Source organism: Brenneria sp. L4-2C (assembly GCF_040240335.1).
GTDB lineage: Bacteria > Pseudomonadota > Gammaproteobacteria > Enterobacterales > Enterobacteriaceae > Brenneria.
The window spans coordinates 1-14,731 of record NZ_JBEIAC010000014.1 but is presented as its reverse complement, the minus strand read 5'-3'; the positions used below and the strand labels follow the sequence as shown (position 1 = coordinate 14,731).

General features: G+C 54.7%; 11 protein-coding genes, 1 tRNA gene and 3 rRNA genes. 9 read left to right on the top strand and 6 right to left on the bottom strand.

The genetic code is table 11. The features are described from left to right. Positions 1 to 70 precede the first annotated feature (70 nt). The 5 genes from proX (ABRZ26_RS17770) to emrB all read left to right on the top strand — a co-directional run bounded on the left by proX (ABRZ26_RS17770) (position 71) and on the right by emrB (position 5,980). Entirely contained in the window at positions 71 to 1,075 is a 1,005-nt protein-coding gene (gene proX, locus ABRZ26_RS17770; RefSeq protein WP_319605482.1) for a glycine betaine/L-proline ABC transporter substrate-binding protein ProX, read from the top strand. A 131-nt stretch (positions 1,076 to 1,206) separates the two neighbouring features. Then, positions 1,207 to 2,211 carry a glycine betaine/L-proline ABC transporter substrate-binding protein ProX gene (gene proX / locus ABRZ26_RS17765; protein ID WP_319605481.1) on the top strand — a complete coding sequence of 335 codons (1,005 nt, stop codon included), beginning with the start codon at positions 1,207 to 1,209 and terminating at the stop codon, positions 2,209 to 2,211. Positions 2,212 to 2,484: 273 nt separating this feature from the next. Next, on the top strand, positions 2,485 to 3,000 hold the full coding sequence (gene mprA / locus ABRZ26_RS17760; protein WP_319605480.1) for a transcriptional repressor MprA: 516 nt from the start codon (positions 2,485 to 2,487) through the stop codon (positions 2,998 to 3,000). Between the two features lie 251 nt (positions 3,001 to 3,251). Beyond that, complete coding sequence (gene emrA / locus ABRZ26_RS17755) at positions 3,252 to 4,427, top strand: multidrug efflux MFS transporter periplasmic adaptor subunit EmrA (protein ID WP_319605479.1); 1,176 nt, start codon at positions 3,252 to 3,254, stop codon at positions 4,425 to 4,427. A 17-nt stretch (positions 4,428 to 4,444) separates the two neighbouring features. Beyond that, the gene (gene emrB / locus ABRZ26_RS17750) at positions 4,445 to 5,980 is read left to right on the top strand and encodes a multidrug efflux MFS transporter permease subunit EmrB (RefSeq protein WP_319605478.1); all 1,536 of its coding nucleotides are present in this window, start codon (positions 4,445 to 4,447) and stop codon (positions 5,978 to 5,980) included. Between the two features lie 84 nt (positions 5,981 to 6,064). On the opposite strand, the gene ABRZ26_RS17745 is transcribed toward emrB, so the two are convergent. Together ABRZ26_RS17745 and ABRZ26_RS17740 are read right to left on the bottom strand one after the other, a co-directional pair. After that, positions 6,065 to 6,496 (bottom strand): DUF3574 domain-containing protein, encoded by a 432-nt coding sequence (locus ABRZ26_RS17745; protein WP_319605477.1) that lies wholly within the window; start codon positions 6,494 to 6,496, stop codon positions 6,065 to 6,067. Positions 6,497 to 6,610: 114 nt separating this feature from the next. Beyond that, positions 6,611 to 7,753, bottom strand: a complete 1,143-nt coding sequence (locus ABRZ26_RS17740; RefSeq protein ID WP_319605476.1) for a tRNA/rRNA methyltransferase — start codon at positions 7,751 to 7,753, stop codon at positions 6,611 to 6,613. Positions 7,754 to 8,022: 269 nt separating this feature from the next. Between ABRZ26_RS17740 and trxC the strand changes: the two genes are divergently transcribed. The 4 genes from trxC (at position 8,023) to pssA (ending at position 13,544) form a co-directional block, all read left to right on the top strand. Continuing rightward, on the top strand, positions 8,023 to 8,442 hold the full coding sequence (gene trxC / locus ABRZ26_RS17735) for a thioredoxin TrxC (protein ID WP_319605475.1): 420 nt from the start codon (positions 8,023 to 8,025) through the stop codon (positions 8,440 to 8,442). A 183-nt stretch (positions 8,443 to 8,625) separates the two neighbouring features. Beyond that, positions 8,626 to 9,324, top strand: coding sequence for a tRNA-uridine aminocarboxypropyltransferase (locus ABRZ26_RS17730; protein ID WP_319605474.1), 699 nt, complete (start codon positions 8,626 to 8,628; stop codon positions 9,322 to 9,324). Between the two features lie 49 nt (positions 9,325 to 9,373). Next, positions 9,374 to 12,022, top strand: coding sequence for a bifunctional acetate--CoA ligase family protein/GNAT family N-acetyltransferase (locus tag ABRZ26_RS17725; protein ID WP_319605473.1), 2,649 nt, complete (start codon positions 9,374 to 9,376; stop codon positions 12,020 to 12,022). Positions 12,023 to 12,188: 166 nt separating this feature from the next. Beyond that, positions 12,189 to 13,544 (top strand): CDP-diacylglycerol--serine O-phosphatidyltransferase, encoded by a 1,356-nt coding sequence (gene pssA / locus ABRZ26_RS17720; RefSeq protein WP_319605472.1) that lies wholly within the window; start codon positions 12,189 to 12,191, stop codon positions 13,542 to 13,544. Positions 13,545 to 13,868: 324 nt separating this feature from the next. Here the strand turns inward: pssA and rrf (ABRZ26_RS17715) are convergent. The 4 genes from rrf (ABRZ26_RS17715) to ABRZ26_RS17700 form a co-directional block, all read right to left on the bottom strand. Next, positions 13,869 to 13,984: ribosomal RNA gene (rrf, locus tag ABRZ26_RS17715) — 5S ribosomal RNA — on the bottom strand. A 37-nt stretch (positions 13,985 to 14,021) separates the two neighbouring features. Next, a tRNA-Thr gene (locus tag ABRZ26_RS17710) sits at positions 14,022 to 14,097 on the bottom strand. 174 nt (positions 14,098 to 14,271) lie between these two features. Beyond that, a 5S ribosomal RNA gene (gene rrf, locus ABRZ26_RS17705) occupies positions 14,272 to 14,387 on the bottom strand. A gap of 106 nt (positions 14,388 to 14,493) precedes the next feature. Next, positions 14,494 to 14,731: ribosomal RNA gene (locus ABRZ26_RS17700) — 23S ribosomal RNA — on the bottom strand; the annotation flags it as partial.

The window sequence follows — 14,731 nt, the reverse complement described above, 5'->3', positions numbered from 1 at the left end:
CGACGGGGAACCATCGACGAAATCAATACGATAAAACCTGCGCGACTGAAACAGGAACGAGGGAATAACTATGTGCAAGACTAAAATTTGGGCCGCGACCCTGACCACCGCGCTGTTGAGCACGCCGCTTTTCGCCGCCGATACCGACCTGCCGGGCAAAGGCGTGACGGTCACGCCGTTGCAGAGCACCATCGCCGAAGAGGCCTTCCAGACGGTGCTGGTCAACAAAGCGCTGGAGAAACTGGGCTACGACGTACAGCCTATCCGCGAAGTGGATTATAACGTGGCTTACGCCTCTATTGCGGGCGGCGACGCCACCTACCTCGCCGTCAATTGGGATCCGCTGCAAGCAGACCAATATCAGGCCGCCGGCGGCGACGCCAAATTCTACCGTCAGGGCGTCTATGTCGCCGGCGCGGCGCAGGGTTACCTGATCGATAAAAAAACCGCTCAGCAGTACAAAATCACCAACGTCTCGCAGTTGAAAGATCCCAACATCGCCAAGCTGTTCGACACCAACAGCGACGGCAAGGCCGATCTGACCGGCTGTAATCCCGGCTGGGGCTGCGAGGCGGTAATTAACCACCATGTGCAAGCCTATGACCTGAGCAAAACGGTTACCCATAATCAGGGCAATTACGCCGCCATGCTCGCCGATACCATCACGCGTTACAGAGAGGGCAAACCCATTCTGTATTACACCTGGACGCCGTATTGGATCAACGACGTGCTGGTTCCCGGCCGTGACGTAGTATGGCTACAGGTTCCCTTCTCTTCCCTGCCGGGCGAGCAGCAAGGCACCAGCACCAAGTTGCCCAACGGGGCCGACTACGGCTTCCCGGTCAATAACGTGAGAATCGCCGCCAATAAAGCCTGGGCGGAGAAGAATCCCGCCGCAGCCAAGCTGTTCTCCATCATGAGACTGCCGCTGGCCGACGTGAATGCGCAAAACCTGCGTATGCATAACGGCGAAAATTCCGAACGCGATATCGAGCGCCACGCCAACGGCTGGATCAAGGCTCACCAGCAGGTGTTTGACGGCTGGGTGAAAACCGCGGCCGAAGCGGCCAAGTAAGCGCTGACGCCGAACGTCTACCACTCTCGAAAAGGCGGTGGAAACCGCCTTTTACCCTCCCTGACCGAAAACGTCTTTCCTGTTCAACAAAGTAAATCTACGCGACCAGAGTAAGAAAAGAGGGAATAACTATGTGCAAAACCAAAATTTGGGCCACGGCCCTGACCACCGCGCTGCTGAGCGCGCCGCTTTTCGCCGCCGATACCGAACTGCCGGGTAAAGGCGTGACGGTCACGCCGTTGCAGAGCACCATCTCCGAAGAAGTCTTCCAGACCGTGCTGGTCAACAAAGCGCTGGAGAAACTGGGCTACGACGTAAAACCTATCAGCGAAGTGGATTATAATGTGGCTTTCGCCTCTGTCGCGAGCGGCGATGCGACCTTTATGGCCTCTAACTGGGATCCGCTGCACGCCGACCAATATCAGGCCGCCGGCGGCGACGCCAAATTCTACCGTCAGGGCGTCTATATTTCCGGCGCGGCGCAGGGTTACCTGATTGATAAAAAGACCGCCGAACAGTATAAGATCACCAACCTCGGCCAGTTGAAAGACCCTCAGATAGCCAAACTGTTTGACGCCAACGGCGACGGCAAGGCGGATCTGACCGGCTGTAACCCCGGCTGGGGCTGCGAGGCGGTGATTAACCACCAGGTGCAAACCTATGACCTGAGCAAAACGGTTACCCATAATCAGGGCAATTACTCCGCCATGATCGCCGATACCATCACGCGTTATAAACAGGGCAAACCCATTCTGTATTACACCTGGACGCCGTATTGGGTCAGCGACGTGCTGGTTCCCGGCCGTGACGTGGTATGGCTACAGGTTCCCTTCTCTTCCCTGCCGGGCTCTCAGCAAGGCATCAGCACCAAGTTGCCCAACGGGGCCGACTACGGCTTTCCGGTCAATAATGTAAGAATCGCCGCCAATAAAGTCTGGGCGGAGAAGAATCCCGCCGCGGCCAAGCTGTTCTCCATCATGAAACTGCCGCTGGCCGACGTGAATGCGCAAAACCAGCGTATGCATAACGGCGAAAATTCCGAACAGGATATCGAGCGTCACGCCAACGGCTGGATCAAGGCTCACCAGCAGCTGTTTGACGGCTGGGTGAAAACCGCGGCTGAAGCGGCAAAATAAGTCATTACTCGTGAACCTCAAGGCGGCTTTTGCCGCCTTTTTGCCTTTTATGACGACTTAATAATCAACTGATTCCGATTTCCTTCACTCCGTTATTCTCTAATGCCGCGCATGAACTACCCTATTAATGAATAGCGGTACTTCCTTCGATGTTCGACGTCCCTATCGCTTACTTTCTGTCACAGAATAATTAAATTTGTCTGACTGATACCGTTTACCCAATTAGTAACTTTCGTTACTATACATACCGTGATTAATGAGGTTATATAAAAAATGGATAGTTCGTTTACTCCAATAGAGAAAATGCTGAGCCTGCGTGTTTCACGTAAACCCGATTTCCCCTATCAGGAAGTTTTGTTGTTGCGTTTATGTATGCACATGCAAAGTAAAATTCTTGAGCACAGAAATAAGATATTGAAAGAACAAGGCATTAATGAAACCTTATTTATGGCGCTCATCACGCTGGAATCACAGGAGTCTCACAGCATTCAGCCTTCGGAACTCAGCGCCGCGTTGGGATCGTCACGGACCAACGCCACGCGTATTGCCGATGAGCTGGAAAAAAGAGGCTGGATTGAAAGACGCGAAAGCAGCAGCGATCGACGCTGTCTGCACCTGCATATGACGGAAGAAGGCAAGACTTTCCTTAACCAGTTGCTTCCCCCGCAGCATAAAAGCCTTCATTTTCTCTGGTCCACGCTCAGCGGCGATGAGCAAAAGCAGCTTGAAACGCTGATGAGAAAGCTGTTGGCCCGACTCGATGAGATGGAACAAGCCGAATTTTTTTAATTGCTTGATGCTAATAATAAATACAATCCTCATTGTACCTGACGTTTTCCTGTGCCCTCGTCATCGGAACACAAATGTTTACTGCGAACAGTGTCGGTTTACTTTTCAGTAACCTGTCATTTTCTCGCTTAATAATAAGACCAGACTGACTCTATTTGCCTGTCACCTGCGGATCGACGCGAAGCGTAGATTTGTTACAGCGTGCTCAAATGATGTGATAGCGGGCAAAAAGAGGATAAAGAGAGAACACCATGAGTGAAAATGTGGAAACGCAGGCGCCGCAGCCAGTAAAACGAAACAAGAAGAAACAGCGTAAACGCGTGCTGACGCTGTTAACGCTGGTCTTTATCGTGCTCGGCTGCATTTGGTTTGTTTATTGGTTCCTGGTTCTCAGACACCACCAGAGCACCGATGATGCCTACGTCGCCGGTAATCAGATTCAGGTGATGGCGCAAGTGACGGGGAGCGTCACGCGCGTGAATGTCGACAACACCGATTTCGTTAAACAGGGCGATATTCTGGTTGAGCTGGATCCGACCGACGCCCAGCAGGCTTTTGAGCGCACCCAGACCGCGCTGGCCAATAGCGTACGTCAGACGCATCAGTTAATGATTAACAGCAAACAGTACCAGGCCAATATCGAGCTGCTTCAAATCCAACTGAGCCAGGCGCAGAGTGATTTGAACCGCCGCGAAACCCTGGGGCAGGCCAATGCCATCGGTCGTGAAGAAGTCCAGCACGCGCGCGATGCGGTAGCCAGCGCCAAGGCCTCGCTGGAAGTGGCCAGGCAACAATATCAGGCTAATCAGGCCATGATTCTGGACACGCCATTGGAACAACAGCCGACGATCCAACAGGCGGCGGCGGCAATGCGCGATGCCTGGCTGGCGTTGCAGCGGACAAAAATCGTGAGTCCGGTCAATGGTTATGTGTCGCGCCGCAGCGTGCAGGTCGGCGCCAGGATATCGACGACGTCCGCGCTCATGGCCGTCGTACCCGCCGATCATCTGTGGGTTGACGCCAACTTCAAAGAAACTCAGTTGGCCAATATGCGCATCGGCCAGCCCGCCACCGTCGTCGCGGACATCTACGGCGATGACGTCGTTTATCAAGGCAAGGTCGTGGGGCTGGATATGGGTACCGGTAGCGCGTTCTCGCTGCTTCCGGCGCAGAACGCCACCGGCAACTGGATAAAAGTCGTGCAACGCTTGCCCGTGCGCGTTGAACTGGATCCGCAACAGATTGCCGAACATCCGCTGCGTATCGGCCTGTCCGCGCTGGTCAACGTCGACACTGCCGACGCCAAGGGTAAAGCGTTATCGGAAACGCCTCGCGGCGCCCCGGCTTATGCAAGCGATGCGCTGACGCTGGATCTCGCACCGGTCAACCAAATGATTAGCGACATCATTCGAGCTAACGCCAGCTAATCGGTCAGGAGAGAAGCGTGCAGAGAAAACCGCTCAAAGGCGCCAGTCTGGCCTGGATGACCGTCGCCCTGTCGTTGGCGACGTTTATGCAGGTGCTGGACTCGACCATCGCCAACGTGGCGATTCCGACCATTGCCGGTAATCTGGGGGCGTCCAACTCGCAGGGAACGTGGGTGATCACCTCTTTCGGGGTCGCCAACGCCATTTCGATTCCCATCACGGGCTGGTTGGCCAAACGTTTTGGCGAAGTTCGCCTTTTTCTATTGTCCACCGCCCTGTTTGCCTTCACCTCCTGGATGTGCGGGATGTCCACCAGCCTGGAAATGCTGATCTTTTCCCGTGTTCTACAGGGGATTGTCGCCGGGCCGCTGATCCCGCTGTCGCAGAGTTTGCTGTTAAACAACTATCCTCCCGCCAGACGAAGCATTGCGCTGGCGCTGTGGTCGATGACCGTGGTGGTCGCGCCGATTTGCGGGCCGATTCTCGGGGGCTGGATTAGCGACAATTACCACTGGGGCTGGATCTTCTTTATCAACGTCCCGCTGGGCGTGGCGGTGGTGGTCATCACCTTGCAGACACTGCGGGGGCGGGAAACCAAAACCGAAATCAAGCCCATCGATACCATGGGGCTGGCTTTACTGATCGTCGGTATCGGTTGCCTCCAGATGATGCTGGATCGGGGTAAGGAGCTGGATTGGTTTAACTCCAACGAGATCATTATCCTCACCGTTGTTGCCGTCATCACGCTGACGTTTTTAATCGTCTGGGAGTTGACCGACGACCATCCGGTGGTGGATTTATCGCTGTTTAAATCGCGCAATTTCACCATCGGCTGTTTATGCCTCAGCCTGGCCTATATGTTTTATTTCGGCGCTATCGTCCTGCTGCCGCAATTATTACAGGAGGTCTATGGCTACACCGCCACCTGGGCCGGGCTGGCGTCCGCGCCGGTCGGCTTAATGCCCGTGGTGCTGTCGCCGATTATCGGCCGCTTCGCCCCGCGTCTGGATATGCGGCAGTTGGTGACATTCAGCTTCATTATGTACGCCGTCTGCTTTTATTGGCGCGCCTATACCTTTGAACCGGGCATGGACTTCGGCGCTTCGGCCTGGCCGCAGTTCGTACAGGGTTTCGCCGTCGCCTGCTTCTTTATGCCGCTGACCACCATTACGCTGTCGGGACTGCCGCCGGAGCGGATGGCCGCGGCATCCAGCCTGTCCAACTTCACCCGGACGCTTGCCGGCTCTATCGGCACCTCCATTACCACAACGCTGTGGGCGCAGCGCGAGTCATTGCACCACGCGCATCTGACAGAATCGGTAACGCCCTATAATCCGCTGGCTCAGGAAACCTATCAGCAGCTACAGCAGACGCTGGGAATGAGCCAGTCGCAGGCCTCTTCTTATATTGCGAGCGAAATTACCGCGCAGGGACTGATTATTTCCGCCAATGAGATTTTCTGGGCGGCGGCCGGGGTATTTCTGCTGCTGTTGGTGCTGGTATGGTTTGCCCGTCCGCCCTTTACTTCCGGAAGCGGCGGCGGCGCGCACTGAACCGCGTTCCCGCCGACGCGTCGGCGGGAACGCGAATCCGGCTTATCGTTATCGGTCCCGTGCCGGGAAGAACGGGCGGGACGCTTAGAAGGCGACGCACGCCGGAGCGTCAACCCGCATCACGGATTCCTGCGCAAAGCGCGCTTTATATTCCGCGCGCAGCGCTTCGATATCGCTTTCCTGTTCTGCCCCGTGAATAAGCAGCAATGCCTTGCTGTTTTCCCGCACCACCGCGCCATTGTCGCCCAGCCACTGTCCCTGGGCATCAAAGACCGTCAGCCCGGCTTTAAAACGCGGCGTGACGACGCTATCGACAAAGGCTTGCCACTCGGCAGCGGAAACCGGCGGACCGGCCGGACGGCTCAGACCGAAATAAAGGGTGGTTTGCACCGACTCATCGCCGAGATGGCAACGGTAGGACGCATCGGTCGTCTGCAACGAGGGCGCGCAACCGCTCGTAAAGAATGCTCCCAGCAACAGCGACGCCACGAAGTAAATGGAGGGTTTCCGCGTCATTCAGTATTTCTCCCTTTTGAATTTTAACGACATATCGGCTGTCAAAAACGAAACATCAGCGCAGGGAGCCTGCGCTGATGTTTTATTAAAACCTAAGACTAACGCTGGATGACATTAGACTTTATTCTGCCGCCACCATTCAGACAACAAAATGCCCGTCGCAACGGAAATGTTCAGACTTTCAACCTGACCTGTCCCGTCAATCGAGATATTGGTATCCCCCTGTAGCCAGGCGCTATCCGACAGACCGTCGCCTTCCTGCCCCAGAACAATCACGCTTTTGGCCGGAAAGGTGGTTTTCGACAACGCCGTGCCTTTGTGACTGGACGTCGTCACAATGGTATACCCGGCCTTGCGGAATGCATCAAATACCGCAACCGGATCGTCGGCATTAATCGCGTTAACATGCTCGGCGCCGCCTTCAGCCGTACGCACCGCGGCGCCGGACTCCAACATCGTCGCATCCTGCACCAACAGGCCGTTTACGCCAAAGTGCGCGCAGCTTCGCATAATGCCGCCAAGGTTGTGCGGATTGCCGGCATCTTGCAGTGCCAGTACGCAATCGCGCTCGCCAGCCGTTTTCAGATACTCATGAACATCCATCCCCTGACGCTTTTTGATCAGGAAACAAACGCCGCCATGATGCTCTGTGCCGGAGGCTTTGCTCAGCTCATCATCATCGACGACATGATAGGCTTTGCGGTTAGCGGCCATCCAGCGCAGCGCTTCACGAAAACGCGGCGTCACTTCCTGTAAAAACCAGGCGCGGACAATGGAATCCGGGCGGCTCTTAAACAATGCGTGACAGGCATTTTCGCCATAAACCCGCGTTTCTTCCTGACGCTGACGACGCAATTGCGCCGGATCGATCTGGCTTTTACCGCTGATCCCGCCATGATCGAACTCAGTCTCTTCACCCGGCGCGCGGGAAACGGTTTTCCACGGCGAGTCGTTATTATCGCGGCCTTCCGCGCGCGGACGGCGCGGACGCTCTGCGCGTTCGCCATCGCGATTTTTGCCCCACGGGCTTTTCTCGCCATCGCGAGAAGGATTTTCCCGGGCATAACGCGGATTGGTATCGCGCGGATGCTGAGGTTTATCACGAGAACCCGCATCGTCACGCCGGCCGCGACCACCTTCACTACGACGCTCTTTACCAGCCGGACGCTTGTTTTTGTTCTCTTTATCGCCCTCGTCATCGCTACGGACGTACATCACGCGGACTTTGCCGCTCTTACTATTGAATGAATCGCTCATCGTTATCTCCACCTACGCGCTGGGCGCGAAGATTACCTTATGTACAGCCGCTTAGCTACCCGCTTGTGGCAAAAGCCAAAAACTATCGTAGCTATTGAGTAAACCACGTTGTTGACGGCAGGTCTGCTCGCCATACTTAACTAACCAATTAGTAACATATTGTTTAATATATGCGCTGATTATTTAACATGTTGCCGACGCGCACCGCCTGCCCGCAACAGTTCTTATCGACAGCGCACGTTTAAGTCCCCTTGACCTGAGGCCTCGTTATGAACACGGTATGCGCATCTTGCCACACTACAAACCGTCTGCCTGAAGAACGAATTGACGACCACCCGAATTGCGGCAATTGCGGAGATCCCCTGTTCACGGGCGAGGTGATCAATGCTACCGAACAGACGCTGGATAAACTGCTACAGGATGATCTGCCGGTTGTCGTCGACTTCTGGGCTCCCTGGTGCGGTCCCTGCGTCAGCTTCGCCCCCGTATTCGCCAGTGTCGCACAGGAACGCGGCGAAAAAATACGCTTTGTTAAGGTTAATACCGAATCAGAACCCGCGCTCAGCACACGCTATCGTATCCGCACCATCCCGACGATCATGCTGTTTAAACAGGGAAAACTGGTCGATATGCTCAATGGCGCGCTGCCGAAAACGCCTTTCGAAGGCTGGCTGGATGAATCATTGTAACCCCTGGGGTTTGCGTTGCGGGAAACACGCCTGCAACCGGCGCGATCCCGGCGTATTATGACGCCGGGCCTTTTGCTCTGACCACATGTCGATTAGAATGGCGCCTTTCAGAATCTGCCTGTGCCGAACGCCTTAGCTGCGCAGCCTACACAGACTCTTGGCCGAATGCGATGATCTCATTTCATGATTAACAACGCCGTTCTTCGTCTGCGTCAGCAACGTCTTGAGCAGTCTACCAAGCCTTTCCGCGCCCGCGGCTGCCGCGTTGCGCGCTGTCAGCGTTGTCTGCTGCCGGCGACAAACTGCCTGTGTCACACCATTCAGCCGCACGATGCCCGTAGCCGTTTTTGTTTAGTGATGTTTGACACCGAACCGTTGAAGCCAAGCAACACCGGGCGGCTGATCGCCGATATCCTGCCGGATACCCAGGCCTTTCTCTGGTCGCGCACATCGCCGGATCCCCAACTGCTGGCCGCCCTCCGCCACCCGGCTTATCAACCCTATCTGGTTTTTCTGGCCGATGATCGCGAAGCAGGACGTCAGGTCTTCCGGCAATTACCCCCGCAAGGAAAGCCCCCTTTATTCATCTTGCTGGACGGCACCTGGCCGGAAGCGCGGAAAATGTTCCGCAAGAGTCCTTATCTGGATGGACTGCCGATGCTGTCGCTGACCGTCGACGCGCTTTCCCGTTACCAACTGCGGGAAGCCGGCGACGCCAGCCGGCATTGCACGGCGGAGATTGCCATTGCCTTACTCGGGCAAGCCGGCGATAAGGCCGCCGCGGAGGCGTTATCAAGCCATTTCGATCGCTTTCGCCGGCATTATCTGGCCGGCAAGTCGCATCATACCTTGCGGGAAATGCCACCAGCCATCACAGCATAATCGGTGAAAAGCGCTTAATATCAAATAGTCTTTCCTAACAAGGTGACTTATGAGCCAGCGCGGGTTGGAAGCACTATTGCGTCCGAGGTCGATAGCGGTTTTAGGCGCGTCGGAAAAGCCGGGACGAGCGGGATTTCTGTTGATGCGCAATTTGCTGGACGGCAGCTTCAACGGGCCGATCCTGCCCGTCACGCCCAAATATCGCGCCGTCTGCGGCATTCTGGCCTATCCGAACGTGGCCAGCTTACCGCTTACGCCCGATCTGACCATCCTTTGCACCAACGCCAGCCGCAATCTGGCGTTGCTGGAAGAGATAGGGCAATCCGGTTGTAAAACCGTGATTATTCTCTCTGCTCCGCCTTCTCAATTCAGCGAGTTAAAAGCCTGCGCGCTTCGCCATAACATACGATTTCTGGGTCCGAACAGCCTCGGCGTGCTCGCGCCCTGGCAAGGATTCAACGCCAGCTTCTCCCCGATTCCCATCATGAAGGGCAAGCTGGCGTTTATTTCTCAATCCGCCGCCGTATCCAATACCATCCTGGACTGGGCTCAACAACGGGGAATCGGCTTCTCTTATTTTATTGCGCTGGGCGATAACCTGGATATTGATGTTGACGACCTGCTGGACTTCCTCGCCCGTGACGGCAAGACCCAGGCCATTCTGTTGCACCTTGAACATATCAGCGACGCCCGCCGTTTTCTCTCCTCCGCCCGCAGCGCCGCAAGGAACAAACCCATCCTGGTGATCAAAAGCGGACGCAGCCCACAGGCGCAACAATTGCTTAGCGAGCGGCGGCAGGGACTGGATGCGGCCTACGACGCCGCCATTCAACGCGCTGGCCTGCTGCGGGTACGCGATACCCATGAGCTGTTCTCGGCGGTGGAAACGCTCAGCCATTTGCGCCCATTGCGCGGGGAGCGTTTACTGCTAATCAGTAATGGCGCCTCGCCGGCGGCACAGGCTCTCGATCGGCTGTTGAGCAGACAAGGGAAACTGACGGTACTCGGCGAAACCACGCGACAGGCGCTGCGAACGACCTTGCCGGAGCACGTCACGATCGGCAATCCACTTAATCTGCGCGACGAGGCGACGGTTGAACATTATCTGGCGGCGGTTGCCGTTTTACTGGATAGCGATGACGTTGACGCGCTTCTTATCCTCTATTCGCCCAGCGCCGCGGCGCCAGGCACCGAAAACGCCGCGCAATTGATCAACCTTTTTCAGCAACATCCGCGCGGCAAACGCATGACGCTGCTGACCAACTGGTCCGGCGAATTTTCCTCACAGGAAGCCCGCCGCCTCTTTAACCGCGCCGGCATCCCCACCTACCGCACGCCTGAAGGCGCCGTGACGGCATTTATGCACATGGTCGAGTATCGGCGTAACCAGAGGCAGTTGATGGAAACACCGGTGCTGTCAGCGGATTTATCGGGCAATACCGCTCAGGCGCATGAGCTTATTCAACAAGCGCTGGCCGACGGCAATACCCAGTTAGATACCCACGAAGTGCGCCCCATCCTTCAGGCTTACGCTTTAAACACGCTGCCGACCTGGATTGCCAATGACAGCGCCGAAGCGGTTCACATCGCCGAACAGATCGGTTATCCGGTCGCCATTAAGCTGCGATCGCCGGATATTGCGCATAAATCTGACGTTCAGGGCGTCATGCTCTATCTGCGTAGCGCCACAGAAGTTCAGCAGGCGGCGGAGGCAATCCTCGATCGCGTCAGGCAAACCTATCCGCAGGCGCGTATTCACGGCTTGCTGGTGCAGCGCATGGCAAACCGGGCCGGCGCTCAGGAGCTGCGGGTGGCCGTCGAACAAGATCCGGTATTCGGACCATTGATTATGTTAGGGGACGGCGGCGTTGAGTGGCATAAGAGCCAGGCTGCCGTCGCGCTGCCGCCGTTAAATATGACGCTGGCCCGTTATCTGGTGCGACAGGCGCTGAAAGAAGGGAAAATTCATGACCGCGGCGCGCTGCATCCTTTAGATATTTCGGCGCTTAGCCAATTGCTGGTGCAGGTTTCCAATCTGATCCTCGACTGTCCGGAAATATCCCGGCTGGACATTCACCCTCTGCTGGCCGCCGGCGATGAATTCACCCTGCTCGACGTTACGCTCGGTCTCGCGCCGTTTAGCGGCGACCCACAGTCAAGACTGGCTATCCGGCCTTATCCGCAGGATCTGGAAGAAACCGTTATGCTGAAAGATAACGCCGCCTGCCTGTTCCGCCCCATCCTGCCCGAAGACGAACCGCTACTGAGCGAATTCATCGGCAAAGTCACGAAAGAAGATCTGTATTATCGTTATTTCAGCGAAATTAGTGAATTTAATCACGAAGATTTCGCCTATATGACGCAGATTGATTACGATAGGGAGATGGCGTTCGTCGCCGTACGCCAGACGGAAAACGGCGACGAAATTATTGGCGTGACCAGAGCCATCTCCGATGCGGATAATATTCATGCGGAGTTCGCCGTTCTGGTGCGTTCCGATTTAAAAGGACTGGGACTGGGCAGACGCCTGCTGGAAAAACTGATCCGCTACGCAAGATCGCATGGGCTGGGGCAATTGAATGGGATCACCATGCCGAATAATCAGGGGATGATTACGCTGGCGAAGAGACTGGGCTTTAATGTCGATGTTCAATTAGAAGAGGGCATCGTCACGCTCGAATTGCCGCTGAAAGTTTAATCGACATACGTGATATAGTTCCCGCATCAAGAGACGATCTGGCCATCAAAGTCAAAACTTGCTCACAACGGCGGGAAGTAATGGTATTATCGCCCGATTCGGCTATTCCTTAATTTTTGATGATGACCAGCCGGTCATACACTGATGAGAGAAGAAACGCACTGTGATGTTGTCAAAACTTAAACGCAATAAATACCAACAACACCTTGCAGAACTACCCAAAATCCCTCAGACAGCTGATGACGTTCAGACACTCCACACCCCTGAACTCTTCCGTACTACGCTGGTGAATGCCATTCTAAATGCCAGAAAGCGTATTTATCTGGTGGCGTTATATCTGGAACATGACGATGGCGGTATGGGGATTTTATCTGCGGTATATGAAGCCAAACGGCAATGCCCCGAACTGGATGTTCGCATATTGGTTGACTGGCATCGCGCGCAGCGCGGAAGAATTGGCGCCGCGGCGGAAAATACCAATGCCGATTGGTATTGCGATATGGCGGAAAAATACGCCGATACGCAATTTCCCATCTATGGCGTCCCCGTTAATACGCGCGAGGCGCTGGGCGTCCTGCATCTGAAAGGCTTTATTATTGACGACGCCGTCATATACAGCGGCGCAAGCCTGAACGACGTCTATCTGCATCAACATGATAAATACCGCTATGACCGTTATCAGGTCATTCGTAATGCAATACTGGCCGATACCATGGCTCAGTATATTCAAAATATCCTGTCAGCAGCGGCGATACATCGCTTGGATCGAAGCGATCGTCCTAAAAGCCTGGAAATCAAAAACGAAACCCGGCAATTTCGGCAATCACTGCGTACGGCGACCTACCATACGCCTGACTGTGGTGAGGTGAACGATCGGTTGACCGTTACGCCGTTAGTGGGGCTAGGCAAGAAAAGTCCGCTGAATAAAACCATTCATCACTTGATGTACTGCACAGATGATCATCTGGTGATGTGTACGCCGTATTTTAATCTGCCAGCCCTGCTGGTCAGAAATATCATTCGGCTGTTGCGGGAAGGGAAAAAAGTCGAAATCATTATTGGCGATAAAACCGCAAATGATTTTTATATTCCGCAAGATCAGCCATTTAAGATCATTGGCGCCCTGCCTTACCTTTATGAAATCAACCTGCGCCGCTTCCTGAGCCGCTTGCAACGTTATATTGATAATCAACAGCTTGTCGTTCGCTTATGGAAGGATGGCGATAACAGCTTTCACCTGAAAGGTATGTGGGTCGATGATGAGTGGCAATTACTGACAGGTAACAATCTCAATCCGCGCGCCTGGCGTCTGGATCTGGAAAACGCCATTCTCATCCACGATCCTGACAAAGCGTTGCTGGCGCAACGTTTACAGGAATTGGAACACATCAAACAACACACGCAGGTAGTGGCTAGCTACATGGAGCTGGAAAGTATCGCGCAATATCCGGTAAAAGTACGCAAGCTCATCCGCCGCTTACGCCGCATCCGCATAGATCGACTTATCAGCCGTATCCTTTAATTTCCCCGCGACTGCAAACCTATCCCTCAGGTATTTCCCCTGCGTTCGAGTTAGCACTGGGAATACTTCGGGGGAGCGCCTGAGGTATACTTCACCGACGAAGACCAAATAAAGCACAAGGCCCAGTCTTGCGACCGGGGTTTTCGCTATGTTTGATGTCTGGCAGTTTACGGCCCACATCCCTGTGGGCCGCCCTTCGGGCCGCTGCTGCGCACCGTTCAAATCCGCTCCCGGCGGATTTGTCCTACTAAAGAATAACTTACCGACAAATACCAATAAAGCAAAAGGCCCAGTCTTGCGACTGGGCCTTTTGCTTTATTGGATACCTGGCAGTTCCCTACTCTCACATGGGGAGACCCCACACTACCATCGGCGCTACGGCGTTTCACTGCTGAGTTCGGCATGGGGTCAGGTGGGACCACCGCGCTATCGCCGCCAGGTAAATTCTTTTTAAACCGAAACTTTAACCCATAAATCTGGTGCTGATACCCAGAGTCGAACTGGGGACCTCACCCTTACCAAGGGTGCGCTCTACCAACTGAGCCATATCAGCGCACCGAGTTATTTGATGCATACTACATAAATTGATGCCTGGCAGTTTATGAATCATTTCATGATTCACCCTACGGGCCGTTGCTGCGCAACGTTTAAAAACCTTCGGCTTTTTTCCTACTCTCTATCGAGTAGCGAACTGCCCGTTGGATTTCACTGCTACTTCTAATTTGATGCCTGGCAGTTCCCTACTCTCACATGGGGAGACCCCACACTACCATCGGCGCTACGGCGTTTCACTGCTGAGTTCGGCATGGGGTCAGGTGGGACCACCGCGCTATCGCCGCCAGGCAAATTCTGTTTCATCCTAACCGTTGCTTATCACACAACCATCAGAACCAATCTCAAAACAAGCTAAAATTCTTCGTCTCTCTCACCAAAACACCTTCGGTGTTGTAAGGTTAAGCCTCTCGGGTCATTAGTACTGGTTAGCTCAATGCATCGCTGCACTTACACACCCAGCCTATCTACGTCGTCGTCTTCAACGGCCCTTCAGGGGACTCAAGGTCCCAGGGAAGACTCATCTCGAGGCAAGTTTCGCGCTTAGATGCTTTCAGCGCTTATCTCTTCCGCACGTAGCTACCGGGCAATGCAATTGGCATCACAACCCGTACACCAGTGGTGCGTTCACTCCG